Annotated in this window: 22 protein-coding genes; 13 read left to right on the plus strand and 9 right to left on the minus strand. The window is 52.2% G+C overall.

What is annotated here, in order from left to right:
* The first annotated feature begins 2 nt into the window (after nucleotides 1–2).
* The 5 genes from HYT76_05355 to HYT76_05375 all read left to right on the plus strand — a co-directional run bounded on the left by HYT76_05355 (nucleotide 3) and on the right by HYT76_05375 (nucleotide 5,923).
* On the plus strand, nucleotides 3–716 hold the full coding sequence (locus HYT76_05355) for a pyridoxine 5'-phosphate synthase (protein ID MBI2082977.1): 714 nt from the start codon (nucleotides 3–5) through the stop codon (nucleotides 714–716).
* Nucleotides 713–2,176 (plus strand): NAD(P)H-hydrate dehydratase, encoded by a 1,464-nt coding sequence (locus HYT76_05360; protein MBI2082978.1) that lies wholly within the window; start codon nucleotides 713–715, stop codon nucleotides 2,174–2,176. The genes HYT76_05355 and HYT76_05360 overlap by 4 nt, the downstream gene beginning before the upstream one ends.
* On the plus strand, nucleotides 2,173–2,574 hold the full coding sequence (gene tsaE, locus HYT76_05365; protein MBI2082979.1) for a tRNA (adenosine(37)-N6)-threonylcarbamoyltransferase complex ATPase subunit type 1 TsaE: 402 nt from the start codon (nucleotides 2,173–2,175) through the stop codon (nucleotides 2,572–2,574). The genes HYT76_05360 and tsaE overlap by 4 nt, the downstream gene beginning before the upstream one ends.
* Nucleotides 2,555–3,937 carry a dihydrolipoyl dehydrogenase gene (gene lpdA, locus HYT76_05370; GenBank protein MBI2082980.1) on the plus strand — a complete coding sequence of 461 codons (1,383 nt, stop codon included), beginning with the start codon at nucleotides 2,555–2,557 and terminating at the stop codon, nucleotides 3,935–3,937. The genes tsaE and lpdA overlap by 20 nt, the downstream gene beginning before the upstream one ends.
* 558 nt (nucleotides 3,938–4,495) lie before the next feature.
* The gene (locus HYT76_05375; GenBank protein MBI2082981.1) at nucleotides 4,496–5,923 is read left to right on the plus strand and encodes a BNR-4 repeat-containing protein; all 1,428 of its coding nucleotides are present in this window, start codon (nucleotides 4,496–4,498) and stop codon (nucleotides 5,921–5,923) included.
* Here the strand turns inward: HYT76_05375 and HYT76_05380 are convergent.
* The 6 genes from HYT76_05380 to HYT76_05405 all read right to left on the minus strand — a co-directional run bounded on the left by HYT76_05380 (nucleotide 5,920) and on the right by HYT76_05405 (nucleotide 10,979).
* On the minus strand, nucleotides 5,920–6,363 hold the full coding sequence (locus tag HYT76_05380) for a type II toxin-antitoxin system VapC family toxin (GenBank protein ID MBI2082982.1): 444 nt from the start codon (nucleotides 6,361–6,363) through the stop codon (nucleotides 5,920–5,922). The genes HYT76_05375 and HYT76_05380 overlap by 4 nt on opposite strands.
* Nucleotides 6,364–6,666, minus strand: coding sequence for a type II toxin-antitoxin system Phd/YefM family antitoxin (locus HYT76_05385; GenBank protein MBI2082983.1), 303 nt, complete (start codon nucleotides 6,664–6,666; stop codon nucleotides 6,364–6,366). It lies immediately after the preceding gene.
* A gap of 52 nt (nucleotides 6,667–6,718) precedes the next feature.
* Nucleotides 6,719–7,405 (minus strand): enoyl-CoA hydratase/isomerase family protein, encoded by a 687-nt coding sequence (locus tag HYT76_05390; GenBank protein ID MBI2082984.1) that lies wholly within the window; start codon nucleotides 7,403–7,405, stop codon nucleotides 6,719–6,721.
* 2 nt (nucleotides 7,406–7,407) lie between these two features.
* Entirely contained in the window at nucleotides 7,408–8,256 is an 849-nt protein-coding gene (locus tag HYT76_05395) for a 3-keto-5-aminohexanoate cleavage protein (GenBank protein MBI2082985.1), read from the minus strand.
* Nucleotides 8,253–9,767 carry an acyl-CoA carboxylase subunit beta gene (locus tag HYT76_05400; GenBank protein MBI2082986.1) on the minus strand — a complete coding sequence of 505 codons (1,515 nt, stop codon included), beginning with the start codon at nucleotides 9,765–9,767 and terminating at the stop codon, nucleotides 8,253–8,255. Before HYT76_05400 ends, HYT76_05395 begins: the two co-directional genes overlap by 4 nt.
* Nucleotides 9,768–9,830: 63 nt before the next feature.
* Nucleotides 9,831–10,979, minus strand: coding sequence for an acyl-CoA dehydrogenase family protein (locus tag HYT76_05405; GenBank protein ID MBI2082987.1), 1,149 nt, complete (start codon nucleotides 10,977–10,979; stop codon nucleotides 9,831–9,833).
* 69 nt (nucleotides 10,980–11,048) lie between these two features.
* Here HYT76_05405 and HYT76_05410 point away from each other — a divergent pair, with 69 nt between their 5' ends.
* Nucleotides 11,049–13,046: a hypothetical protein gene (locus HYT76_05410; protein MBI2082988.1), complete on the plus strand. Its 1,998-nt coding sequence runs from the start codon at nucleotides 11,049–11,051 to the stop codon at nucleotides 13,044–13,046.
* Nucleotides 13,047–13,098: 52 nt separating this feature from the next.
* Nucleotides 13,099–15,255 (plus strand): hypothetical protein, encoded by a 2,157-nt coding sequence (locus HYT76_05415; GenBank protein ID MBI2082989.1) that lies wholly within the window; start codon nucleotides 13,099–13,101, stop codon nucleotides 15,253–15,255.
* A 7-nt stretch (nucleotides 15,256–15,262) separates the two neighbouring features.
* Here HYT76_05415 and HYT76_05420 read toward each other — a convergent pair whose 3' ends face one another.
* Nucleotides 15,263–15,517 (minus strand): type II toxin-antitoxin system RelE/ParE family toxin, encoded by a 255-nt coding sequence (locus tag HYT76_05420; GenBank protein MBI2082990.1) that lies wholly within the window; start codon nucleotides 15,515–15,517, stop codon nucleotides 15,263–15,265.
* 9 nt (nucleotides 15,518–15,526) lie between these two features.
* Nucleotides 15,527–15,748 carry a hypothetical protein gene (locus HYT76_05425; protein MBI2082991.1) on the minus strand — a complete coding sequence of 74 codons (222 nt, stop codon included), beginning with the start codon at nucleotides 15,746–15,748 and terminating at the stop codon, nucleotides 15,527–15,529.
* A 113-nt stretch (nucleotides 15,749–15,861) separates the two neighbouring features.
* Here HYT76_05425 and HYT76_05430 point away from each other — a divergent pair, with 113 nt between their 5' ends.
* From HYT76_05430 to HYT76_05455, 6 genes are read left to right on the plus strand one after another with little or no spacing between them, the layout of a single operon-like run.
* Nucleotides 15,862–17,082, plus strand: coding sequence for an aspartate kinase (locus tag HYT76_05430; protein MBI2082992.1), 1,221 nt, complete (start codon nucleotides 15,862–15,864; stop codon nucleotides 17,080–17,082).
* Nucleotides 17,079–18,635 (plus strand): citramalate synthase, encoded by a 1,557-nt coding sequence (locus tag HYT76_05435; GenBank protein MBI2082993.1) that lies wholly within the window; start codon nucleotides 17,079–17,081, stop codon nucleotides 18,633–18,635. Before HYT76_05430 ends, HYT76_05435 begins: the two co-directional genes overlap by 4 nt.
* 31 nt (nucleotides 18,636–18,666) lie before the next feature.
* Nucleotides 18,667–20,100: an OmpA family protein gene (locus HYT76_05440; GenBank protein MBI2082994.1), complete on the plus strand. Its 1,434-nt coding sequence runs from the start codon at nucleotides 18,667–18,669 to the stop codon at nucleotides 20,098–20,100.
* Nucleotides 19,985–22,174 carry an ATP-dependent DNA helicase RecG gene (gene recG / locus HYT76_05445; protein MBI2082995.1) on the plus strand — a complete coding sequence of 730 codons (2,190 nt, stop codon included), beginning with the start codon at nucleotides 19,985–19,987 and terminating at the stop codon, nucleotides 22,172–22,174. The genes HYT76_05440 and recG overlap by 116 nt, the downstream gene beginning before the upstream one ends.
* 8 nt (nucleotides 22,175–22,182) lie before the next feature.
* The gene (locus HYT76_05450; protein MBI2082996.1) at nucleotides 22,183–23,772 is read left to right on the plus strand and encodes a hypothetical protein; all 1,590 of its coding nucleotides are present in this window, start codon (nucleotides 22,183–22,185) and stop codon (nucleotides 23,770–23,772) included.
* A 21-nt stretch (nucleotides 23,773–23,793) separates the two neighbouring features.
* Nucleotides 23,794–25,086, plus strand: a complete 1,293-nt coding sequence (locus HYT76_05455; GenBank protein ID MBI2082997.1) for an aminotransferase class I/II-fold pyridoxal phosphate-dependent enzyme — start codon at nucleotides 23,794–23,796, stop codon at nucleotides 25,084–25,086.
* Here HYT76_05455 and HYT76_05460 read toward each other — a convergent pair.
* Entirely contained in the window at nucleotides 25,027–25,926 is a 900-nt protein-coding gene (locus HYT76_05460; protein MBI2082998.1) for a hypothetical protein, read from the minus strand. The two genes, HYT76_05455 and HYT76_05460, sit on opposite strands and share 60 nt — an antisense overlap.
* Nucleotides 25,927–25,942: the final 16 nt, after the last annotated feature.

The following is a 25,942-nucleotide window of genomic DNA, read 5'->3' on the forward strand; positions in this document are numbered from 1 at the left end:
TCATGGTAAAATTGGGTGTTAACATTGATCACGTGGCGACATTGCGGCAGGCACGCGGGACCCGTTACCCCGATCCTGTAGCGGCCGCTGCGCTTGCCGAACAAGGTGGCGCCGATCAGATCACCGTCCATCTTCGCGAAGATCGTCGGCATATTCAGGAGGTGGATGTCCGTCTCTTGAGGCGATCCGTTCAGACGGAGTTGAATCTGGAAATGGCGCTGACATCGGAAATGATCGATCTGGCGCGTTCCATCCAACCGAACAGCGTGACACTGGTCCCCGAAAAAAGGGCAGAACTCACGACAGAGGGGGGATTGGATCTGGGTAAGGTAAAGAAAAAACTTGGGCAAGCGATCCCTTTATTCAAGCAGAGTGGAATTCGGGTAAGTCTTTTCATTAATTCGGAAGAAAAGGTGGTTCGATTGGCATCGGAACTTGCAGCCGATGCGATCGAACTTCATACCGGTTCCTATGCCGATGCGAAGGATCATGGGGAACAAAAGGCTGAGTTGGAGAAGCTGCGTGTTATGGCAAAATTAGGGAGGTCTTTGAACCTTTCGGTCGCTGCGGGGCATGGGCTTCATTACGAGAATGTCTCAGCTGTTGTTGAGATCCCCGAGATTGAGGAACTCAATATCGGGCATTCCATTGTTGCGAGGGCTGTTTTTGTCGGGATGGAGAAGGCGGTGAGGGAGATGAAGGTATTACTCTCATGAAATTGGCAACGAGCGAAGAAATTAAACTCATCGACAAGTTGGCGGTCGAGAAATTCCGGATTTCCGAATCGGAGTTAATGAATCGGGCGGGAACGGGTGCTGCCAATGTTATTCTCAAGGAGTACCCTTCGGTTCGTCAGATCGTCGTTATCTCTGGGCCGGGGAAGAATGGGGGTGACGGCAAGGTTGTTGCGAAGAGGCTCGAGGAGAAGGGGATTCTCGCTCATCTCCTCGTCACGACCGATTTAATCCCCCACTGGAAATCGCTCATTTCTGAAGCTGAACTTATTGTGGATGCCCTGTTTGGGGTTGGACTTTCAAGAAATGTTCAGGGGATTGAGCGCGAGATAATCCGATTAATCAACGCGAGTTGCAAGAAGGTTGTCTCTCTGGATATCCCCTCAGGACTTTCTGCGGATACGGGGCGTGTCTGTGGAGAGGCGATTCGTGCCGAATTGACTTGCACGATCGGAATTCCAAAAGTGGGACTTTTTATCGGAGAGGGACCTCTGCTTTCGGGGCGTCTGGTCACGATCGATCTGGGAATTCCTGAGGCGGTCTACCATGAGGTCAAGATTTCAGGAAAATTGTTGCACCCGAAAGATTTCGAATCTCAGCTGGCGCCGCGTGGCAACGATACGCACAAAGGAACCTATGGTCATCTCTTGTTAGTGGGGGGGTCTGTCAATCGACTGGGGGCGCCCTTGATAGCAGCTCGAGCGGCGCTTCGTAGCGGTGCCGGTTTGGTCACCGTCGGTCTTCCGGAGCGTTGTTATCAGAAAATTCCAAAAGGATTGCTTGAGGTCATGTACGAACCGCTTTCCTCGAATAAGGTGGGGCGGCTTAACCTCTCCGCCTTGAAGGAGATTCAGACGCTTACCAAGGACAAGGAATGTATCGCAATCGGCCCTGGACTCGGGGTGACGCCCGATATTCGCAAGATTGTGGAAGGGCTTATCAAATCGGGAAAAGCGCCTCTGCTTCTGGATGCCGATGCCTTGAATGCGATCGGGAAAAAAATCGAGATTTTGAAAAAGGGACGTCGGGTGATCGTGTTGACGCCGCATCCGGGAGAGATGGGGCGGCTCATCGGAAAACCGGCCTCGGAGGTTCAGCAGGATCGTCTGCGGTCCGCACGCGAACTGGCGAGAAGCGCGCGTGTGTATGTTGTGCTCAAAGGATTCCGCACATTGATTGTGACACCGGAAGGGGATTATTTCGTTAATCCAACGGGAAATCCAGGAATGGCAACGGCCGGAATGGGGGATGTCCTGACCGGGATGATCGGGGCCTTGATGTCGATATCACCAAATTCTATTCTGGAAGCTATTTTGGCGGCGGTTTATCTGCATGGATTGGCAGGGGATCGTTTGAAAAAACGTTTGGGGGATCGGGGATTTTTGGCGTCAGATCTGATTGAGGAGATTCCGCTCGCGTTTCGTGAGTTGGTTGGTTCATGAAATATCTCTCAAAAAGTCCCGAAGAGACACGTCGAATCGGGGCGAAGTTTTCCCGAACGCTCAAGTCGGGAAGCTGGGTTGGTCTCTACGGAGACCTCGGCGCTGGGAAGACGACCTTTGTGCAGGGGATGGCACTGGGGATCGGGATTAATCCTCGAAATTATGTCTCGTCACCGACCTTCACGATGGTCAATCTCTACGAGGGTAACGGACGGACGCTCGTGCACGTTGATCTTTATCGCGTGAAAAATGCAGAAGAGATTGAAACCTTGGGGCTAAACGATTATGAAGATGCGGTGATGGTGATCGAGTGGGCTGAGAAATTGAAAAAGCCGCCGGAGATTCAGGTTCGATTGAAAACTGTTTCGGAAATGGAGCGTGAAGTTGAAGTCATTTGATCTCATTGTAATCGGTGGAGGTCCCGGTGGATATCCTGCCGCGATCCGTGCCGCGCAGCGGGGGCTGAAGGTTGCGCTTGTCGAAAAAAATCGTCTCGGTGGAACCTGTCTGCAACGCGGTTGTATCCCATCGAAGGGGTATATTGCCGCCGCTGAGATGATTCAGATGGTGGCGCGCGCCGAGAGGATTGGCGTTCATTTCTCCGAACCTCAGATTGATTATCAAAAACTTGTTGAAACCAAGGATCAGAAGGTTTCGAAGCTCACACAGGGGATCGGTTCACTCCTGAAGGGAAACGGGGTCGAGCTCATTGAAGGTGAGGCCTCCCTCGAGTCTCCAACCTCCGTTCGGGTAAACGATCAAGTATATCAAGCCAAAAATATTCTGCTGGCGACAGGTTCTGAACCGGTAAAACCGTCCTCTTTTCCCTTCGACGGCACAGCGATTCTGACCACGGATGAGATCTTCGCCTTGAAAGAGAGACCCAAAAGGCTCATGGTTGTCGGTGGGGGTGTCATCGGTTGCGAACTCGCCTGTGCCTATAATCTTCTGGGTTCCGAGGTGACACTGGTCGAGTTTCTTCCTGAGATCCTCTCGACAGAGGGGGGGCTTGCCTCACGGAGTTTGAAGTCCCTTTTTGAGAAGAGGGGGATCAAGGTGCTGACAGGTATTAAAGTCGAGGAGATGGAGAAGGATGATTGTGTCTACAGTTCTCTCTCGAATGGAGAGGTGGAAAAGGCCGATATTGTGCTTGTCGCGATCGGTCGTCGTGTTGGTGAGGATAAAATTGGATTAGGAAAACTTGGTGTTATTCTCGAAAAAGGGTTTATCAAGGTCGACAGTCGGATGCGGACCTCCGTCCCATCAATTTACGCCGTTGGTGATTTAACCGGAAAAACGATGCTGGCCCATGGGGCAACGGCGGAGGGGATCTGTGCGGCGGAAAACATTGCGGGTCATTCGATGGAAATCGATTATCTCTCGATCCCTCGGATTGCCTACACGATTCCGGAGGTGGCCTCGGTCGGATGGAACGAGAGACAGCTCAAAGAGGGAAAGAGATCTTACAAGACAGGTCGATTCTCTTATCTCGCGAATGGAATGGCGATGCTTCATGAGGAGACGGAGGGATTTGCCGAGGTCTATGTCAGTGACGATCGAAAGATTCTTGGGGCGACCGCCTTCGGGACCCAGGCATCAACATTGATTCAAGAGGTCGCCATCATCATGAAAAATAAATTATCGGTCGATGCACTTGTCGAAACGATCCATGCCCACCCAACGATCACCGAAATTATCCACGAGGCTGCCGAAGACAGCGTCGGGCTTGCGATTCATAAGGCGGGACGGCGTTCTAACTGATTCATGACGTCGTTGAGATTCTCAAAATGATAATTTTATCAAATTGAGAAATTTGGTAATGGGGGAGCGCTCGGATATTTCTAGCAACCTATTGAAACCACTTTATATTTTAAAGACGCATCAAAATGTAAGTTGGAATCGTTATTGCTTCTACATGATGGCATGTCCCGTACCTCTCTGTCCGCTCTGGTCCTCCTTCTTCTTTTTGTCAATCTTCCGCAGTCAGTAGCTGAGTTGCCAGCAGTATCAAGAAGCGAGGTCAGGCGGGCAACCAGTCAGGAGATTTCAGAACCGCCGATCTTTCCGATTATTCATCAGCCTTACTTTCGAGGAGAGAGGGAGCTGTTTGGCTATCGACCCGCTTTTATGCCCAATATGATTTCGTTTGATCCCGAAAACAGCCCATACATTCGAGATCAGTTCAGGATTCAAAAATTGGATAGAAGGACGAGAATCTGGCGGAGCATCGATTTGATGCCAGTGATTCGTTCAAGATATCCTGCTTGGAATGGCGATACACAATATCGATATGATGATGGCAGCAGGCCGCGAGATATAATGAGTGTTGGGTCTGACCAAAGGGTTGTTTTTGATGATCGGGGTGATGCCTATACGATTTTTCCAACAAATCGTTGGGGAGGAAGTGTATGGGAGGTCTTACTCTTGCATTGGCTCCACGATCAAGACCGATGGGAAGTACATGCGTTACCGTCTGATCTTTCGTACGCCCTCCTGGAACATTATGATGCGTACAATGACAAGAGTCGGCCACCCGTGATTCTGGCGAACTCTTACTACAATGATGGCGATGCGATAGTTGGACACGAACTCTTTCTGATTGTTCCGACGAGAAATTCGGATGGGACACTGACGCTCCCGGCTCCCGTTCTACTGACAGACGATGCCATCCATACTTACCCTGGCAACGGGGGTTCAAACCTGGTCATAACCCGGGGGCGCTATTCATACATTGTCTGGGCAGCGTCTCAAGCCGTTATGAGCAGTGGAAAGTCCAGGGTCAATGGCACGCCGACCTACATTATTCGATATGACCACGAGACTCGAGGGCTCAGTGAGCCGGTATTCTTGGGCCTCGGTGGTACGGCGATAGATGATCATAATACCCCTGCCATTACGATCGATCGTGACGGATATCTGCATGTCATTCTGGGGGCCCACCACCAAAGCTTTCTTTATACAAAGTCGCTACGTCCCCACAGCATTGACCGTGGTGGATGGTCAACTCCGAGTCGTATTGGTGGGACTACTCCGGGACCAGAAGATCCCGAGTGTATCAGCGATACTTGTGATGGGTATACCTATGTGAGTCTCATTGCTGATCAGCAAAATAACTTACATCTTGCCGCACGGTGGGCAGGAAGTATCGGTCCTGTTTACAGTGATGGTTCCACTTCTCATTACAGTGCTCAGCTTGTCTATCTGCGTAAAAAATCAGGCGAGGATTGGGAACGACGAAGATCTCTTGTCATACCTCATCATCCTACTTACAGCCATTGGTATCAAAGGATCGATAGCGATCGTACCGGTCGCCTCTTTCTTTATTACAGTTACTATGCCGACCGCCTGTATTCCGAGGAAGTGGAGGCGTATCAGGCGAAATGGCCAGAAGAAGCCCCCTTAAGATATCATGCCAATCAAAGCAGCACCTCCTGCGCAGCAAACTCACCCTGTTATACAACCGGACCAACCTCAATGTATACGATGCCACTATCAGAACGCTGCGAGTGTTCTTATTATCGTTCGGTCAAAGAACACGATCCCGTGCTTTTAATCTCCGATGATGGAGGGGACAGCTGGAGGATTGCCGTCACCAATGATTTCTTAATTCCTGACCCTTTGCCCTCGGTGGGGGGTCGAACAGTAATACCTGCGGGTTCCATCCAGAGGGCATCAAAAGTACCAAAGGAGCCACGTCTTAAAAACCTTCCCAGGTCAAAAAGAGGGCAGAAAAGTGGGGGACCTTAATGAAATAACTCCGTCGGCAGGAGGATCTTTCGAAAAATCTTTCGTCCTTTTTTGCGGAGCCCTTCATCGAGTGTAATGAGAGGAATGTCGCGTACCCGAGCCAAGGCGAGATAGGAGCTGTCGTACACCTTGGTCGAGTCAAGTTTCGTGGCGACCTGCTGAGTTTCTTTTATGAGATTCGATTTCCATTGGAATAAGAGGGGTAGTTTAAAGAGGTGGTCGATCAACACCTCTACCTCTTCCGAGGTCATTTCACCCTTCATTGTTTTTTTATGCAGCGCCGAGACGACTTCATAGAGAACAAGGCCTGGTTCATAGAGGAGAACTTGCTCCTCCTGGACCTTCTTTAAAACATCGTGGCAAATCTTGTGGTGCTCTTCGCTTGAGGAAAGGGCTGCAATAAAGATATTCGCATCCAGGCAAAGTTCTTCTCCAAACATTTATCCCTCTTCGTCTCGGATTTGTCGAACCAGTTCAACAGCGGAGAATGGTTTTGCGTCCGGGTGATTTTTTTTGATGCGATCAAGCAGCCTATCAAGTTCGACAACCCAAGGGTGGGGAGGTTTTGTTTCTTCCTCAGCCTCCCGGAGTCGTATCCATTGTTCTGAATCAACAAGAACAGCGACAGGCCTGCCATTTTTTTCAATGGTAAGCGGTTCCCTCTGGTGGGTTACTTTTTTGAGATAGTCTCCAAAGCGATTCTTGATTTCCGTTGCTGGTGCTGATTTTTTGGGGAGATGCATGGGTGCAGGATATTAGAAATTAGCTAATAAGTCAATAAGACAACAAGAATAGCTATTTCATGAGAGACAAGAGTTCCTCGCCCAGTTGCTGCAATGAAGCCCCTTCTCTCATCACGGCACGTTTCCCTCGCTGGAGGGTTTCCAACGGGGCCTTCGCAATCAGGTCCGCCAGGGAAAAGAGGCGAGCGTCAATTTTTTCCGATGTGACAACTTCATTGACGAGACCCCACTCGCGTCCCTGAATCGGATCGACAGGCCTTCCGGTGTAGACCATTTCAAAAAAGTGCCTCTTGCCGATTACCGGCACGAGGAGCGGAGAGATAATAAAAGGGAAAAGGCCGAGTTTCAACTCAGGCGTCCTGAAATGCGCCTTCTCGGAGGCGATCACGAGATCGGCGAGGGCGACCAGCCCGAGCCCTCCACCGACCGCCCCTCCCTCAACGCCGACAAGAAACGGTTTTGAAAACTGCTGGATCGACTGAACCATTTCACAATATCCCTGAACCGCCCGTCGACGTCCCTCATCTCCCTTCTTGAATTCATCGGTGTCTGCCCCGGAACAAAAATTCCCTCCCGCCCCCTTCAGGGTGACGACCTTGAGATCCGCTGCTTTTTCCGCTGATTGAAAGGCAAGACGAAGCGCCTCAATTGACTCTATCGAAAGGGCATTCGCTTTTTCAGGGCGATTGAGGGTCAGCGAAAGGACCGCCCCTTTTCGTTCTGAGAGAAGAATGGACATCGTTAGGCAAGCCCCATGATTTCTTTCGCCTCCTGAACTGTCGCGACCTCTTTTCCCGTCTCCCGGATCATCCGAGTTGCCGCCATGACAAGATCTCCATTCGATTTTGCCATCTCACCCTGCGGCAGGTAGAAGTTGTCCTCGAGTCCCACGCGAATATCCCCCTCCAGTTGCAGCGCCTCGCGAACGAGTCGCCATTGGTCCCGTCCGATCCCGATCACCTCCCAATGCGAACCGCTCGGCAGGTTCGCCACCATGTGTGCCAGATTCCCGGGGCGGGTTGAGATGCCGCCCAGGACACCGAGGATCAGTGAAAAATGGGCGGGGGTCTTCAGCAATCCCATATCAATGAACGGTTCGGCATTCGTGATATGACCGGTATCGAAACATTCAAGCTCCGGTTTTGCACCGGCCTCGACAATCTGCCGGAGACAATACTCAATATCCCGAAACGGATTCTCGAAGACATGATCGTGATAAAATTTTTTCGCCTTCGGGCTGTAGATCGCGTAGTTCATCGAGCCCATATTGAGGGCGGCAATCGCCGGCCGGTGTTCCACAATATGAAGCGTTCTCTCCTGGATCGGCACGCCGATTCCGCCGCTCGAGAAATTCAGGATCACGGGACAACGTTTTTGAATCTCGGCCTTGATCTCTCCGAAGACCGCTGATTCCCAGCAGGCGGCCCCTTGGACGGTTCGTGCATGGATGTGAACGACTGCCGCGCCGGCGTCATAGGCCCTCTTTGCCTCTTCGGCAATCTCAACAGGTGAATAGGGAATCGCCGGGCACTGTTCCTTTTTGGCCAGCACACCGGTCAGGGCGCAGGTAATGATGACCTTAGGACTCATACCGGAGCGACCCCGTGCCTCTTTTTCGGCCAATGGATCTCTTTGTTTTGAACAAGCTCAAGGGTTCGGATGATCCAGCGTTTCGTCTCTCGCGGGTCGATGATGTCATCAATATAAGCCCCGCGGGCCGCCTTTTCGAGGCTGATCTCCTTTTGATATCTCTCCACCAGCTCCGCGCGGGTCTTTTCGGGGTCCTTCGAAGATTCAATCTCCTTCCGAAAGATAATATTGACCGCCCCCTCAGCCCCCATCAGTGAAATCTCGGCGGAGGGCCAGGCGACGAGACCGTCAGGTTCGTAACCACGGCCGCACATGACGTAGTAGCCGGCGCCATACGCCTTTCGAATCACCACGGTCAGTTTCGGGACCGAGGCGCGTGAAACGGCGTAGAGCATCTTCGCCCCGTGCCTGATGATCCCCTGCCTCTCCACCTTCGATCCGACCATAAAGCCGGGGACATCCTGCAAGAAGAGGAGGGGGATATTAAAGGCATCGCAGAGGTTGATGAAGCGGGACGCCTTGTCGGCCGCATCGACATCAATCACGCCACTGAGCATCGCGGGTTGATTCGCCACAATTCCCAGGGGCCACCCGCAGGTTCTGCCAAATCCGACAAGTATGTTTTTGGCAAAGGCCGGTTTGAGCTCGAGGAAACGACCATGGTCAACCAATCGCGTGATCACCTCATGCATGTCGTACGGCTTCTTTGGATTATCGGGCAGGACGCTGAGAATTGAATCATCAACATGATCGTCAGGGGTCTCTTCGAAATCAAGTCCTCCACTGGGGGCGTATCGCAAAGGCTTTTCACCGGAATGGGAAGGAAAGTAGCTCAAGTATTCTTTAATCACCTCAAGACAGGTACGGTCGTCCGGCGTTTCGAGGTCTCCGACGCCACTTACCTCACAATGGATTCGCGATCCCCCCAACTCCTCCATACTGATCTCCTCGCCGATCACCGCCTTCACCAAGGGTGGTCCCGCAAGCGCCATCGAACTTGTCCCTTTGACCATCGGCACGAAGTCGGAGAGGGCCGGGATATAGGCGGTTCCGGCCGCGCAGGGCCCCATCATCGCGGCGATCTGAGGAACAACCCCGCTCATTTTTACCTGGTCGTAAAAGAGTTTCCCGCTTCCGGCAAACTGCGACCCCGCCAGTTCCTGGATTCGGGCGCCGGCAGAATCAAGCAGCCAGATCATCGGAATTCTTTCCCGCAGGGAGACCTCACGCAGCCGTTCGACTTTTCTCTCCTGAACCTCGCCAATAGAGCCGGCCATCACGGTAAAATCATAGGCGGCACAGGCCGCCATGCGGCCGCGGATTTTTCCCGTACCGGTCACACAGCCATCGGCTGGCGTATAACGACCCTGCATATCGGGATGAGTCGATTGCTGGTGACCGAGGATTCCGATTTCGACAAATGTCCCCTTGTCAAACAACAGGTCGATTCGCTCGCGTGCGGTCAGCTTCCCCGCCTGATGCTGGCGTTGGACCTCGTCAGGTCCGCCCATCTGCCGGATTTTTCCCTTCTCCTCGGCTAATGATTCTATCTGTTTTTTCGTTTTGCTCACGACTTAGGCCCACCCCATTTTTTTGGCGATGATTTCTTTCATAATCTCCGACGTCCCCCCTCCTATGGTAATCAGACGGATATCCCTGGCAAATCGTGCGCAATCATATTCCTCCATATAACCGTATCCCCCATGGGCCTGAAGGCATTCATATGCGGCCTTCTGGGCCAGATCGCCTGCGAAGAGTTTGGCCATCGAGATCTCCTTCACACATTCCGCCTTTGCATCAAAAAGGGCGACGGCATGGTACGTCAACCGACGGGCCGCCTCGATCTCGGTGGCGAGAGTCGCGAACGTGTGTTGCCAGACCTGAAAATCAAGAATCCGGTTTCCAAAGACCTGGCGTTCCTTTGTGTAACGGATCGCATCGTCCAGGGCGAGCTCCGCACCTGCCACCGCCATCAGGGCCGCCACCAATCGCTCTCCCTGGAAATTTTTCATGATGTAGACAAAACCCTTGTTTTCCTCGCCGAGGAGATAACGACGGGGGATTCGACAATTCTCGAAGAAGAGGAGCGCCGTATCTGAGGTGTGATTTCCCAATTTCTCCAACTTCTTGCCTACCATAAAACCTTTTGTGTCGGTCGGAAACGTGACAAGGCTGATACCTCGATGCCCCATCTCCCCTGTCCGGACCGCCAATGTGATAAAATTTCCGCGTCCGCCGTTTGTGCAAAACATCTTGGCACCATTGATAACATAATCGTCCCCTTCACGACGGGCGGTTGTCTTGATGGCGGCGACATCCGATCCACAACCCGGTTCCGTAATCCCCAATGCTCCGATTTTTTCACCCTGAATCGCAGGGACCAAAAACTCTTTCTTCTGCTCCTCGGTACCGAGGGCGTCGATGACCGGCGTTGCGATATCGGCCTGGACGAGAAAATCCATCACCAGCCCGGCCATCCGGCAGCGGATCATCTCCTCGCAGAAGATGACCTTGAACCAGTAGTTTCCTCCACTCCCCCCGACCTTTTCCGGGTAACAAATACCGAAGAGGCCGAGCCTGCCCGCCCGCTGGTAGATCTCCCGGGGAAAGCCACGCGCCTTTTCCCATTCCTCTTTGTGTGGAAGGAGCTCCCTTTCGGCAAAGTCCCGCACCGTCTTTCGAAAGAGTTCATGCTCGGCAGTGAAGGGAGAAGAAAGCCCCACGCGGTGCCTATACCTTAAAATATTTCGAGGGCAACGTTTTTAAGTGAACGGCGAAATTAAGGGTCAGCAATGGCAAACGACATCAAAATTCGGGTCTCGGGAGCAACATTTGGCGGTGGTGAGATCGGGGAGGGGAGTGTTGGAGGGGCTGAGGTTTCCGCCGGGCCGGTTTTGCCGGAGTGGCGGGCGCTCGAGTTCCTCGCCGGCTTGAAGGTTGGTTTTCTTGCCAATGGTCAAGGTTTGGATTCTGTTACGGCCGATGCCGGTGTCGGGGTTGATTACTCCTGGGCAGAGACGAATGGTTTTGACTTCCTGGATCGTACGACGCTTGAGGCGGGGGCTGTTTATGAAAGGGCGGATCGGAACTTCGATCCCGATGTTGGCCTTCGCCAAGGGATCGCCTCGTACACCTTCGGATCCGATGATCAATACAGGATCGGTCTCGATTTTATTGCCCGGGCCGATCCGACAGGGATTCGAGAAGGAAGAGGTATGCGGTTTCTCGGGGCGCTGACTTTTGAATTTGGTGGGGCGAGGCTTTCGAGAAGATTACCCGACGAGCTTCGGAAGGAATTGGAGGAGATCGGGAAAACTGACTTGGGTCGACGTCCGGTTCCGTCTCCCCGAACAGATTGGCATGATCTTTATGCGGCGGTGACCTACGATTCCTTAAAGAAAGGGGAAAGCGTTTCTGATTATCGTTTGCGTGAGGGGCATGAGGCGATCCTCTTCCAGCCGGTTGCGATCATGGAAACGGATGGAAAAATAACCCAACTTTCAGAGGAGGGGATACGACAATGGGTCCTCGCCTCTCTCGAGGCACATCGTGAGAAGGGGGTTCCGATCGAACAGTTTGATATCCTGATTCGAAGGCAGCCGAAGGTTTTTCGACGCGAGGCGATCGACACGAGCGGGAAAAATACCGCCGTTCCCCTCGAAGGTGGCTGGGAGTTTGATCAAGACGAAAAGGTGCGGATCTTCGGGGCTCATTCGAAGCGGCTTGCCTACAGTTTTCAGATCATTCCGACGAAGGGACGCTCCCAGTCGACCGGTGTCGCTATGGAACAGGTTCAGAAGACCCTGAGCGATCCGAAACGACTGATGAAATATATTCATGCCGGAAGGCTCTGGGATAATTTTTCAAAAATGCGGTCTGGAGATCTGAAGGATCCAAAAAAATGGGAAGCGGCTATTTTAGGATCACTTTGGGATGGGGAAGAGTTCGGCTGGAGGGCGGCGCTTCGAGCGATGTCTGATATGGAGGGGTATGTTTCTCAGGTCTTTGTTGGCGATCCAACCTCAGAAGGGCTTGCGAGTCGTGCCGACTCGGCCGATGTCAGTACGCATGAGGGGTTGACGGTTCATTTCTTGAATCTCGTCGATGAGTATGGTCGCGGTGAGTTCACCGAGGTGGTGGATGATCTCAGAAAAAAATGGATCAGGGCCACAGGAATCGATGGGCCTGACAAGACACCACCGATCTTTGAGTTGCTTCACAATTTACGGATCAGACCTTTGATTAACGAATTGGCAGATCAACTTCAGGAGAGGGGGTTGGGACCGGTAGCCAAGTTGGTTGTGAAACTCGGCAAAAGAGTCCCGGCGGACCTTAAGATCGATCTTTCGCAGCTCGAACGAAACGATCTTGTCGAGGCGTTGATCCCTTTTGAGCTTTTGAATGTCGCCTTTTCACCCGATGAGCTTTGGAAAAAATTTGATCGATTCATTGTCCCGAACTTTCCACATCACAACGAATTTCGTCGGCTTCTTTGTGTCAAGGAAGGGGGGCTTCAGGAGGAAAAGGGGGTTTATCACTTCGAGTGGAAGGAGGGGGCCAGGGTCCATGAATGGGTGAATGGCGGTTGGAGAGATCCCCACTTCCAGTGGTTTGAAAAGGGTTCTTCGAAAAATTTGTGTGACAATCCCCAGGACACCAATGCAGAGAAATCCCACTCGACGACCGCCCCTCTCTCTCCGTTTGCGATCGTGATCCTCTACGAGATGGGGGCGTTCGGCGGCAAATTCAAACCCTATTGGGACCGGCCACTTCATCGACCGATTCAATAATCATTTTTCGGCCTTGATAAACCGCCCTATTTAATTGATAAGGCGTGCCGCCATGTCCTTTCGAGTAGACCAGTATAAGCCTTTCCAGCTCTTTACCGAAAACGGAGGTTTCAGCGGTGAAAGTGAAGAGACCACTCTTCCTCCACCACCAAAATCTTCTTCTCCTTGGGTTTTCCCCGTCAGTCTTTCACTAGGCCTGTTCGGGGTCGGCGCTGTGATCTTATGGAAAGTTCAGCCATTAATGCATCTCAGAAATTTAACGACAGGATTGGAGCGGGACATCCTCGCGTTTCTGACCCGAAAAGATCCCCCAGCCCGACTGACCGGGGCCCCTCTGCAACAGCTTCGTGACAATCTAAATGACCTTCTGCGTGCCCTCGCCTCAAAAGAAGACGGGCTCCCCCTTTTCCGCAAAGTCGAACACCTCTCCGGTTCACCGCTTCCGACCTATCTCTTGGAGGGGAGAATCGCTGCGGCAGGAGGGGGTGGTTCCCGGAATCTGAAGCTCACAATTCATGCCCTCGAGAATCCGTTCACCGATCCTTCGAAACCTCATCGGGTTCGGTCGACTGTAATTCGGGTTTCGATTAATCCGACGACGGGGATCGTCGCGCTCGATTCGAGATCTGTGAAGCTGGGGGAGGTGTGTGATGATCAACTTATAAAAGTGCGGCTTCATCAGAGCGGGCAGGAAACGACCCTTCCTCCTCTGGGTGATGAGATCGCTCTGGAGAGATCGTCACTCGGGCTTCCCATAGGAAAAGAGCTGACTGACTTCTATCCCCAGGATGGTTTTCGAATTGTCGGCCTCCAGCCGGAACGAATCAGAGGTTGGAGTGATCTCTTGAGGGATGATCGTTGGACCGGGAATCTTCGTTTCTGTGGTCGGCTTCCGAAACCGATCTATCGCAGAGAACATCTGGGCGAGTATGCCGGTCTCTATGAGGATATCACCGCTCAGGCAGAGAAGGGGACCTCGGTATTTTTTCGTGTCGGTTCGGTGACGCCGCCGGGAGCTGGAGAGGATAAGGCAACTGTTTTTGGAACAATCTACCGTTTCACACGCGGAGGGAGATTAGCAAAAATTGAGCTCGTCGAGCGCGGGTTTGGGGCGTCTCCAAACCCTCTCTTGGACATTGAATATGCTGGGACGACAACGGTTGTAGAATTCCTGGCTCCTGGCACAGTCCATGCGCAACCGAAGATCGATATGGGGAGGGTGGCGGAAGGGATCCTTCAGAGGCTGAAGATGCTTGTTTGGGGGGAAAAACCACCGGCTCAATTTAGTGCGGATGATTGGCAGCTCTATCGTTCGATTGATCAGGCTCTTCAGAACAATCTGTTCCCGAGACTGGCCCGGGAAGAAACGACACTCCCACGCGGAGTCAGTTTTCTGTATTCGACCAACAAGGGGAAGAAGACGAGTCGGGCTCTCCTGAATATTCAGGGAAACTATCATCAAAAAGATGGGGTCTGGCATCTCTACTTTACGATGGAGCAACTCGCCGAAGAGGGGGCTCAGGGACAACTGAGAAGACAGTATCGAACCGTCCGCTTCCCGATCGATCGACGGAATGGTTCGTTAGATTTCGGTGACAAGATTCATACCTATCCGCCGGAGCTCGTTGATGACTCTATCGGTCTGGTCCATTTTTATCCAAGCGGATCGGATCGCCCTGTTGTGCAGGGATTTCGCCAGTCGTTTTTAGGGAGGGGTGATGTCGATCTCGCCACTCTTTTTGAAACCGATCAGCCCGGCAAGGTTTTCGCAATTCAGGCGTTTGATCCTTACACTTTTTATGCCTGGGGTCGTGAGATCGATAGTTCTCGTTTAACACACGCCTTGGTGACCCACGGAGAGCGGGATGGTGGACGTGTGCCCGTGGTCATCCATAATATGGATGTCTTCTTGGGACGTCCCTCCTTCCCTAAGGAAATTCCCGGTGTCCGAAGAGAGGGGAATCGTCAGATTTTTCCAATTGCCGAAATTACACGCGAGGTCCCATGGGCAACAGGGTCAGAAGGCGTTCTTCTCGAGGTGGTTCACCAGAGGGATGCAGCGGGACGTTATTTGAGTCATCAACTCGTCGAGAGATGCGGGGCTTCAACTTACGTTGGGTTTGAGGTTCGGGCCTTTGAGGTTGGTCGAGGTCAGGGTCTCCTTCCGTCTTCGTGGACAGGGCGATCCGCCGGTCATCCATATCGATAGTGTGAAATTAGCGATAAACCTCTCTTCGATGCCCTATTCGATAAATTCGTATGATAGAGTTTTGATCATCGACTGTATAGAGGAGACGGTAGTCTCCCTTTCGGATCCGATACCCCTCAAGCCCTGTTAACCTTTTTGCGCCCGGGGGACGGGGGTTGGATTGCAAATCATCAATAACATCGGTAAATCTTTTTTGAACTTCTTTCGGGAGTTCCAGAAATTCCCTTCTGGCTCTGGATTCCAGTTCAACACGAAATGACACTGGGCATCCTCATTTCTTGAGTTCTTTTTTGACCTTATCCCAGGGATGAAATCCAGATGCCTCCCGGATCGCCTCCTGCAAGTCGTGGGAGTCCATAAGATCTTCCAGCTTCTCTCTTAATGCGGATTCAACGACATAATTTTTTCGAAGACCCAGCTTCTCACAGACCTGGTCCAAGGTCTCTTTCAGATCGGACGGCAGTTTTGTCGCAAACGCCTCAGCCTTGCTCATCGTGACCTCCAAAATCTAGACAAATCTTACTATTTCATGAAAAAATTAGCAATTAAAATCTTAGAAGAAGTTAATCCTTTAAATTCAGAGGAAAATCGGGTACTAGCCTGTCCCTGATGCTCATTGTCCAAAAATATGGCGGGACATCCGTCGGCGATGTTGATCGGATCAAGGATGTCGCGCGACGCGTAATCAAAAGTCGTGAGGGAGGGCACCAACTCGTCGTGATCCTCTCCGCGATGGCAGGAGAGACGAACCGGCTTGTTGATTTAGCCAACAAGGTCGCCGGAGAGCCGGACGGGCGTGAATACGATCAGCTTGTCTCGACCGGTGAGCAGGTCACAATCGCCTTGCTCGCACTCGCGCTTCAGGCGCAAGGGGTTACGGCCCGCTCTTTTCTGGGCCATCAGATCCGGATCCTGACTGATTCCAGCTTTTCGAAGGCGAGGATCAAGTCGATCGATGCCCCTCTGATTCATAAACAATTAAAACTGGGGACGGTCGTCGTGATCGCCGGGTTTCAGGGGATCGATCCGGAGGGGAATATCACCACACTCGGTCGTGGTGGATCTGATACCACGGCGGTCGCGATTGCGGCGGCGTTGAAGGCCGATCTCTGCGAGATCTACACCGACGTCGATGGGGTCTATACGGCCGATCCGCGGATCTGCCCATTGGCTCGCAGGCTTTCCAAAATTACCTATGAAGAGATGCTTGAGTTGGCCGCTTCCGGGGCGAAAGTTCTTCAGACACGCTCGGTAGGGCTTGCCGCGAAGTATCATGTTCCGGTATGGGTTAAATCGTCATTTGCCCCAGCAGGGGAGGATGGAGGAACGCTTGTGTCAGAACAAGGAATGGAAGAACTGGTTGTCTCGGGAATTTCCCACGACAAATCGGAGGCGAAGATTTCGGTGAGACATCTCGCCGATCACCCCGGGATCGCGGCGCGGCTTTTTGCCCCTGTTTCCGAGGCGAATATTAATGTCGATATGATCGTGCAGAATATCAGCGCCGATGGCTTCACCGATCTGACCTTTACGGTGCCGAAGGTTGATTTGAAGGGGGCACTTCGGATTGTTGAGAAGACCGCAAAAGAAATCGGCGCCTCCTCGGTCGAGTCGGATGAAAAGATTGCGAAGGTCTCGATTGTCGGTTTCGGGATGAAAACCCATGCTGGAATTGCGGCGAGGATGTTTCGCGCACTTGCGGATGAGAAGATCAATATCCAGGCGATCTCGACCTCTGAGATCAAGGTGGCGGTCATTATCGAGGAAAAGGATATGGAGAAAGCGGTGCGGGTACTTCATAAGGTTTTCGGTTTGGACAAAAAATGAAAAAAATTGATCTCTACGACACAACGCTCCGGGATGGGGCCCAAGGGGAGGGGGTTTCATTCTCCGTCGAAGACAAGCTTCGAATTTCCCACAAGCTCGATGAGCTCGGGGTTTCTTATATTGAGGGGGGATGGCCCGGCTCCAATCCGAAAGACGACGAATTTTTTTCGAAAAAGATAAAACTTCATTCAGCAAAACTTGTTGCTTTTGGAAGCACACGGCGTCGTGGGGTAAAGGCGGGTCAGGACAAGGTGCTGACGTCGCTTCTGAAGGCGGGGACTTCTGTTGTCACGATTTTTGGAAAGAGCTGGGATCTGCATGTCCGGGAGACCTTGCGCGCCTCTCTCGAAGAGAATCTGGAGATTATCGCCGATTCCGTCTCTTTTCTGAAAAAAAGGACTGATCAGGTTTTCTTCGATGCCGAACATTTTTTCGACGGTTTCAGGGCAAATCGGTCCTATGCCTTGAAGGCGATTCGAACCGCCACAGAGGCGGGTGCGGATCTGATTGTCCTCTGTGATACGAACGGCGGAACCCTGCCTTTTGAGGTCGCTGAGGTGGTTCGTGCCGTTCATAGGGAAATCCGGACGCCTTTGGGGATTCATTGCCATAATGACGGTGAACTTGCCGTGGCGAACTCACTTGCCGCTGTTAAAGAAGGGGCGATCCAGATCCACGGAACGATCAACGGTTTTGGTGAGCGGTGTGGAAATGCGAATCTGATTTCTATCGCTGCCAATCTTAAACTCAAGATGGGACTTTCGTGTCTCTCGGATCCCCAGTTGAAGAGGCTTCGCGAGACCTCCCATTTTGTTGATGAACTGATGAATCGAAGTCACACAAGCCACCAGCCATTTGTCGGAAATTCGGCCTTTGCCCACAAAGGGGGGGTTCATGCGAGCGCCGTCATGAAAAATTGGAGAACCTACGAACATATTCATCCTGAGACGGTCGGGAATCGCCGGCGGATCTTGATCTCGGATCAATCCGGCCGGTCCAATGTCCTCTATAAGGCGAATCAGTTTGGACTTAAGCTCAAGGATGAGGAGACAAGGGATCTCTTGAAGTCGCTGAAGGATCTTGAAAATCGCGGGTTCGAATTTGAAGGAGCCGAGGCGTCGTTTGAGATCCTCATGAAGAAGGTGCTCAAGAAGCATCGACGATTTTTCCGTTTGATCGGTTTTCGTGTGATCGATGAAAAGAGGACGGTGGGTGAGGCCCCTTTTGCCGAGGCGACGATCCAGATGGAGGTCGATGGGAAGATCGAACATACCGCCGCGAATGGTGTTGGTCCCGTGAATGCCCTTGATAACGCCCTTCGGAAGGCGCTGGAGCGTTTTTATCCGAAGTTGAAGGAAGTCCAGCTCGTCGATTATAAGGTGCGTGTTCTTCCGGGACCGAAGGGGACTTCTTCACTGGTCCGTGTCCTGATCGAATCCCAGGATAAAAAGGAAAAGTGGGGAACCGTCGGCGTCTCTGAAAATATCATTGAAGCCTCCTGGATGGCGCTCGTGGATGCTCTTGAATATAAACTCATGAAGGAAAAACGTTGATAAAATTTTATTATATTCTAAAGGAAAGGGGATGAGGTTTCTCAAGCTTACTTTCATTGCCTTTCTCCTGATTCTCCCAAAAATTGCAGCAGCCGAGACCGGCGCCTCGTTACAGAATTTTATGCCGGTCGCGGGTTCCACCCCCTATTTTGCGGTTTCCAATTCCCAGACGCTGAAACCGATGACGCTCCATGGCGCCTTGTTCATCAACTATGCGCGCAAGACGATGACGAGGGGAAACGATGTCATCATGAATGGGCTTCTCATGGAGGATGCTATCTTCTCTTTTGGGATCCTCCCCTGGCTCGAGACTGGTTTTGCCGTTCCCTTTGCCTTTTCGAACGACACCGAAAATCTTGAAGATCTCAATGCGAATCGGGCAGTGAGCCGCGAGACCGACATGGGGCTCGGCGATATCCGTCTGGAACCTAAGTTTCGGATTCTCGATAACAGTCAGTATCCGGTGGGACTTGCCTTGACCCCATTCATCTGGTTCCCGACCGGTGATGAGAATCATTTTGTGGGAAATGGCGGTTTTGTCGGTGGGGCCCGTGCGATCCTCGATTACAAATATGAAGAGATCGCGGAGATCGCGCTGAATTTTTCATATCTGGCCCGTTCCGATTTTGTTTTTCCGGGAACGACCACGGCGACGGTTTTGGGACTCGAGCGTGACGATCAGTATCTGATCGGTCTTGCCGGTCGCTACACCCCTCTCGAATGGCTCGATCTGATTGGGGAGGTCGATTCTTCGCTCCTCGTGAAGGCGCCGTTTGATCGGACAGCAGAGACACCACTCGAGTTTTTGGTCGCGGGGCGTGCGCGAATCCCACAGGTAGCAGGGCTTGCTGTCAATTTGGGAGGTGGAACCGGACTTACCTCGGGGTATGGTTCTCCAAGTTTTCGGGTCGTGACGGGGGTCAGTTATACGTATGGTTTTGAGAAGGCCCCACCACCGCCGCCACCCCCTCCAGAGCCTGTAGCCCCCCCTCCGCCGCCGAAGGTGGAGATCAAGAGGAAGATCCATTTTGAAAAAGGGAAGACGACACTTCGGCCTGTTTCGACACAGATTCTTGATGATGTGGCGAGTACACTGAAGGAAAACCCTCAGGTGAAGAAGGTCCAGATCGAGGGGCATTCTGATGGTGGCGGAAAAGAGGCAGCCAATCTCAAGTCCTCCATCAAACGAGCGGAGGCGGTCAGACAGTACCTCGTTGATCATGGAATTGAACCGGAGCGTCTGACGGTAAAAGGCTTTGGATCGTCTCAACCGGTTGACTCGAACGATACCGATATTGGCAGGGCCAAGAATCGACGCGTTGAATTTAACATCCTGGAGCAAGGAGAAATTGTCGAACCCCCGAGCACCCCTGAAGCCACTGATCCTGGCGTCCCCGAGGGAGCTCCCACAGGAGCCCCTGAGGAACCAGCCCCCCCAGCATCCACAGTCCCTCCAACAGAGTGAGAAGCCGCGAGAGACGCCGGTCCGCTTTGTCCCTGGGGTTGGTCCGAGGCTTGGCTCGATTTTGAATGAAAAAGGGGTGCAGACCGCCGAGGACCTCTTCTATTTTTTTCCGTACAAATATATCGATCGCCGTCGTCTTGATTCGATCCGTGGTCTGGCGCCCGGACAGCGAACCGTTGTCGGTCAGGTCGTGACGTCGGGACTCGTCTTTTTTCGAAACAGACGGCGTCTCTTCGAGGTTATCTTGAGTGATGGGACCGGCGCCGTTTCACTGAAGTGGTTTCATTTTTACCCCCAGATGCAATCGCGGTTCAAAAAAGGGACGACATTGATGGTCTCCGGTCCGGTCACCCATTATCGCCATGAACCGCAGTTTGTGCATCCCGAGGTTCAGATTCTGAATTCCGATCTCATGGAGGAGGTTAGCGCCCCCGGCATCATTCCTGTCTATTCCGAGATTCCCGGCTTGGGTCAGAGGCGATTTCGAAAAATTATTGAAAACAGCTTTTCCCGTTTTGTGATCGAGGAGGTCCTTCCATCGGAAATCATTGCCAGATATCAATTTCCGGAAAAAAAGGAGGCGCTTTTTCAGCTCCATTTTCCTCCTCCGTCGGCGGATGTCGACGAATGGAATCGTGCCATCTCTCCGGCGCATCGCAGGGAGATTTTCGAGGAATTCTTCCTCATGGAATTGGCACTGGCCCTGAAGAGGAGGGGAAACAAACAGGATCTGGGGATCGTGTTTCGTTGGACGGTTGAAGCGGTAAAAGAGTCGCTTCAAAAACTTCCGTTTCCCTTGACCCGTGCGCAGAGGAGGGTACTGCACGAGATCTTGCAGGATATGGCCCAGCCGATGCCGATGAATCGACTCGTGCAGGGGGATGTCGGGAGCGGAAAGACGGTTGTTGCTTTGCTCTCGGCGCTCGTGGCGATCCAAAACGGGTATCAGGTCGCCCTCATGGTTCCTACCGAGATCCTGGCCGAGCAACATTTTCGGACTGCCAGCGAACTCTTGTCTTGCTTCAAGATTATTCCGGCCCTGCTCACAGGCTCCTTAACCCAATCGGAAAAAACCAAAATCCGTTCACGCATCAGGCGTGGTCTGCATCCGTTGATTATCGGGACCCACGCGGTGATCTCGGAGGGGGTTGAGTTCCAGAATTTGGGACTTGTGATTATTGATGAACAACATCGATTCGGAGTTCTTCAGAGGCAGGCGTTGCGTGCGAAGGGAAAACCAGACGTCCTCGTGATGACCGCAACACCGATCCCAAGGACACTCGCGATGACCGTTTACGGTGATCTGGATGTTTCGATCATTGACGAGATGCCGCCGGGGCGTCAGCCGATCCGGACCGATATTGTCGAGTCCCGAGAGAGGGGAAGACTCTATCAGTTGATTGCACAAGCCCTGGATCGGGGGGAGCAGGGGTATATTGTCTATCCGCTTGTCGAGGAGAGCGAGAAGCTGGTGCTCAAAGATGCCGATCGGATGTATCAGGAGCTGAAGAAGATTTTTCCGGACCGGACACTCGCGCTGCTGCATGGGCGTGTGAAAGGGGAGGAAAAGGAAAAAGTTTTTCGGGATTTCAAGGCGGGGCGGGTCGGGCTCCTCGTCTGCACGACCGTGATCGAGGTCGGCGTCGATGTCCCGAATGCGACCCTGATGGTGATCGAACATGCCGATCGGTTTGGTCTCTCCCAGCTCCATCAGTTGCGTGGAAGGGTCGGAAGGGGGGAGAAGCGGTCGACCTGCATCCTCGTCAGTGATTATCAGAAAACCGAGACCGCCTATAAACGACTGAGGGTGATGTGCGAGACGCAGGATGGTTTTCGAATCGCTGAGGAGGACTTGAAGATCCGTGGTCCCGGTGATTTTCTGGGGACACGGCAGGCGGGACTGCCTGAATTTCGGATGGCGAATATCCTGCGTGACCAAAAAATCCTGATCGAGGCGAGGAAAGAGGCGTTTCAATTGATCGAGCAGGATCCTGATCTTCGTCATGTTCCCCAGCTCAAGGAAGGGCTTATGATTCGTTGGAAGGAAAGGTTGGCCCTGGCCGAGGTGGGATAGGGGGATTTATGACTCGATTGGATCAATGGATCGTCAGATGCCACTCTTTATGTATGGCGGTTGTTTTGATGGTTGTCGGCGTTGCTGTCTTGATCGGCTGGTGGTTGGACCTCCCCATATTAAAATCAGTTACACCCGGTCTTGTCACGATGAAGGCGAACGCGGCGCTCGCCTTTTTTTTCTCAGGGCTTGCCCTTTTTTTGCTGCGTCGAAAAAAAGACAAAACCCGATTTTACCTGCCTGGAAAAATCTTCAGTCTCTTTGTCTTCTTGATCGGCGTTTTATCTTTGTCCCAATATCTTTTTGGGTGGGATCTGGGGATCGATCAGCTGCTGTTTTTCGAGGATCCTGACCCTCTGTATACAGTTTATCCGGGTCGCATGGCGCCGGAGTGCGGGTTTGCCTTTACGGTGGGAGGACTCGCTCTTCTCCTGATCGATATCAGGATTGGAAAATTGATTTATCCCTCGCAGACCCTGTCACTTTTTATTGGCTTCATCGGATTGACCAGTCTTTTGGGATACCTGTTCGGTGATGATGCGATCCATCTGAAGGAGATCCTGTATTATACGAGGGTCGCCCTCCACACCTCTGTGGCATTTATTGTCTTTTGTACCGGCCTTTTGTTTTTACGCCCCCAGGAGGGGCTTATGCTCCCTGTTACGGCAGATGACGCCGGGGGGCTTATGGCAAGGCGACTCCTGCCGATGGCGGTTTTGATTCCGGTACTTTTAGGGGGGTTCCGGTGGTGGATTGTCTCTTCAGGTCGCTCCGATATGATTTCGGAGGTCGCGCTCTTCGTGACCCTCAATATGGGGGCCCTTGTTATTTCGATCTGGATTGGCGCTGGTATTCTGCATCATATTGATACGAGACGACAAAAACTCGAGACGATCAGGGATGAATTCGTCAATATGGTCTCTCATGAGCTTCGAACCCCGCTTGCCGCGATGAAAATGGCCTTGGATAATCTCGAAGCGAATACAGGAGGGCCACTCACAGAGAGGCAATCAAAAACGATAAGACTCATCAATGGGAATACCGATCGTTTGATCCGGCTTCTGAATAACCTGCTCGATCTGGCACAGCTCGAGTCTGGAATGGTCAGGATGAATCTCCGGTCGTTGGATCCAGAGAGGTCGATTTCAGAGGTCGTGAGGACTTTTCGGCTTGGAATGTCGGTGGGGAGAGAGATTCAATTGAAGACAGAGATTCAATCTCCGCACCTGATTTTGGCTGATGATGATTTCTTCTCCGAGGTGCTTGTGAATCTCGTCAACAATGCCGTTCGGCATGCGAAAGGTCATGTGACGATCAAGGAGGAGGAGAAAGAAGGAGCGCTTGAAGATGGGCAAAAAGGGGTCGAATTTTCCGTGATCGATGATGGACCTGGAATTCCCCCTGACAGGATGAAGCTGCTTTTTCAGAAATTTGCGCAGATTGATCAAAAGGAAGAGGCGAACGACTCTGTTTATAGGGGAACCGGTCTGGGGCTTGCCATCTGCAAAAACATCGTGGAGCAGATGGGGGGGAAGATCTGGGCGGAGAGTCAGGTCGGGAAGGGGAGTGAGTTTCATTTTGTCTTGCCTGAAGCGTAAAAAAAAGTGATTCCATCGCCTATGAAAAAAGAGAGAAAGGATCTCTCCGAGAGACGCCCCTACAAAATGGGGACGCATCTCATCCATGGAAAGTTTCACTCGAAGAAGTGGGAATACCGCCATCATGTGGTTCCCCCATTGACCTCATCGACGACCTTTCGTTTGGATACACAGCACCGTGGGGCGCATGGCTTCTTTGATTTTGCCTGTGATCACCCGACCGAGAAGAAGCATGTCCCGATTTATATCTATGACCGTCTCGATGAGCCGACACGCGGGATGCTGGAGGAGAACCTTGCCTTTGTGGAAGGGTCGGAGGTGTCAGTTGCCTTTGCCTCCGGCATGGCGGCGGTCTCTGCCGCCTGTCTCGTTTCTCTGAAGGCGGGGGATGAGATCCTGGCCAATGATATCCTGTACGGCTGTACGTACAGTCTTCTGACCAACTGGCTTCCACGATTGGGGATCAAGGTCCACTTCGCCGATCTGACCCGAGAGGGGTATGAAAAATCGATAACACCGAAGACAAAGGCGATCTACTTCGAGAGCCCCTTGAATCCCAATCTCAAACTGGTCGACATCGGCCGCCTGCGCAAGAGAGTCGATCAGGTCAATGCCAAGAGAAACGAAGATCAGAAGATTGTCCTGATTATTGATAATACCTTTGCGACGCCGTTCTGCCAGCGACCGATCTCGCTTGGTGTCGATATCGTCGTTCACAGTCTCACGAAGGATATCGGGGGGTTTGGGACCGATATGGGAGGGGCAGTCATGGCCTCGGAGAAATATCATAATTCCCTGCTTCTCTTTCGAAAGGACTTCGGGGCGGTCCTTTCCCCAAAAAACGCCTGGCCGATCCTCGTCTATGGGCTTCCGACCTTGGGGTTAAGAATGAAACAGCAGCAGGTGACGGCACTCAAGGTAGCCAGGTTTTTAGAAGGGAATCCCAAGGTTGAAAAAGTTTATTATCCGGGGCTCCCTTCGTTTCCTCAACTCGCCCTGGCGAAGAAACAGATGATTGACTTCGATGGAAATTTTGCGCCGGGGAGCATGATTTACTTCCTTCTTAAGGGAAAGACGGAACATGAGGCAGAGCGTTTTATCGATCGGATTGCGAAGGATTCTTATTCCATTACGCTTGCTGTGAGTCTCGGTCAGGTCCGAACCTTGATTGAGAATCCATTTTCAATGACCCACTCAGGGTTGCCGGAAGAGGAGAAGAGAAAAAAGGGGGTGGAACCCAACGGAATCCGGCTTTCAATTGGACTCGAGGAGCCGGAGGACATTATCTCCGATCTGAAACGGGCGTTGGGATGAGATTTGTTTCTGATCCAGATATCCCATCACGATTGTTTTCTGGTCGAGCGGGTTATAAAGGGCTGAAGTCGTTTCACCAACCTTCGATCCATTCTGATCCAGAATCTCTGCTTTTGCCGGGATAGAGTGCTGACCCTCAAGATAAAGTGAGCAGAGTTTCTTCGGTGTCCTTCCCTGACCGTAGGCGAGGATCCGTTCAACCACCTCCTGTCCCGGATAACACCCCTTGTTCCTTTTGTAGGTATGAGAGAGATTTGCCTCGAGGAGGATGTGTGTTTCGTCGATGTCGACCCCGTATTCCGGGATGCCGGATTCCATTCGGATCAGATTGAAGGCGGTTTGGGAGAGAGGGGAGAGATCTTGCGGTAGGGGCGTATCGCCATACGCCCCAACGGGATAGAGCAAATTCCAGATCGGTTGATTGTAGAAATTATCTTGCCAATGGTAACACTTGGCGGCGGGTCCTGTCTCGGATTCCGCCCACCCGTGCTCACCCGTTGCGCGCGGGCGGGCGCCCGACCCGAGCCACCCGCCGCTACTCAAACCAACCCACTGAAACAATCTCCACTCCGTCGTGACATCCGTAATCGTCACCTTTTCCATAATCTTGAATTTCTTCAAAACCTCCTGAGCCCGTGTGACTGCCAGTTGGTTACCAATGCCGAGATAAGACTGTTCCTTGATCCTCACAAGACAGAAGAGCGACAGCACCATCCCTTTTCGATCCAGCAGGGCATTGTGTCTCGCTTCGCCGACGGACATGGAAAGAATATCATTCGTCACCATCCGTTGGAGGTACGCGGTGGCATCAGGACCCTCGATCTGAAAAAATTCGTCCATTTCCATTTTCTATAGT

It is taken from the genome of Deltaproteobacteria bacterium (genome assembly GCA_016180845.1).
Classification (GTDB): domain Bacteria; phylum UBA10199; class UBA10199; order JACPAL01; family JACPAL01; genus JACPAK01.

Bases quoted from the DNA above. Each gene is read 5' to 3' on its own strand.
- HYT76_05440 (MBI2082994.1), top strand. From the start codon at position 18,667: ATGAGGTTTCTCAAGCTTACTTTCATTGCCTTTCTCCTGATTCTCCCA.
- HYT76_05410 (MBI2082988.1), top strand. From the start codon at position 11,049: ATGGCAAACGACATCAAAATTCGGGTCTCGGGAGCAACATTTGGCGGT.
- HYT76_05460 (MBI2082998.1), bottom strand. From the start codon at position 25,926: ATGGACGAATTTTTTCAGATCGAGGGTCCTGATGCCACCGCGTACCTC.
- HYT76_05450 (MBI2082996.1), top strand. From the start codon at position 22,183: ATGACTCGATTGGATCAATGGATCGTCAGATGCCACTCTTTATGTATG.
- HYT76_05425 (MBI2082991.1), bottom strand. From the start codon at position 15,748: ATGAGCAAGGCTGAGGCGTTTGCGACAAAACTGCCGTCCGATCTGAAA.
- HYT76_05400 (MBI2082986.1), bottom strand. From the start codon at position 9,767: ATGGGCGGACCTGACGAGGTCCAACGCCAGCATCAGGCGGGGAAGCTG.
- HYT76_05380 (MBI2082982.1), bottom strand. From the start codon at position 6,363: ATGTTTGGAGAAGAACTTTGCCTGGATGCGAATATCTTTATTGCAGCC.
- tsaE (MBI2082979.1), top strand. From the start codon at position 2,173: ATGAAATATCTCTCAAAAAGTCCCGAAGAGACACGTCGAATCGGGGCG.
- HYT76_05395 (MBI2082985.1), bottom strand. From the start codon at position 8,256: ATGAGTCCTAAGGTCATCATTACCTGCGCCCTGACCGGTGTGCTGGCC.
- HYT76_05360 (MBI2082978.1), top strand. From the start codon at position 713: ATGAAATTGGCAACGAGCGAAGAAATTAAACTCATCGACAAGTTGGCG.
- HYT76_05390 (MBI2082984.1), bottom strand. From the start codon at position 7,405: ATGTCCATTCTTCTCTCAGAACGAAAAGGGGCGGTCCTTTCGCTGACC.
- HYT76_05415 (MBI2082989.1), top strand. From the start codon at position 13,099: ATGTCCTTTCGAGTAGACCAGTATAAGCCTTTCCAGCTCTTTACCGAA.
- HYT76_05435 (MBI2082993.1), top strand. From the start codon at position 17,079: ATGAAAAAAATTGATCTCTACGACACAACGCTCCGGGATGGGGCCCAA.
- HYT76_05375 (MBI2082981.1), top strand. From the start codon at position 4,496: ATGAGTGTTGGGTCTGACCAAAGGGTTGTTTTTGATGATCGGGGTGAT.
- HYT76_05355 (MBI2082977.1), top strand. From the start codon at position 3: ATGGTAAAATTGGGTGTTAACATTGATCACGTGGCGACATTGCGGCAG.
- HYT76_05455 (MBI2082997.1), top strand. From the start codon at position 23,794: ATGAAAAAAGAGAGAAAGGATCTCTCCGAGAGACGCCCCTACAAAATG.
- HYT76_05385 (MBI2082983.1), bottom strand. From the start codon at position 6,666: ATGCATCTCCCCAAAAAATCAGCACCAGCAACGGAAATCAAGAATCGC.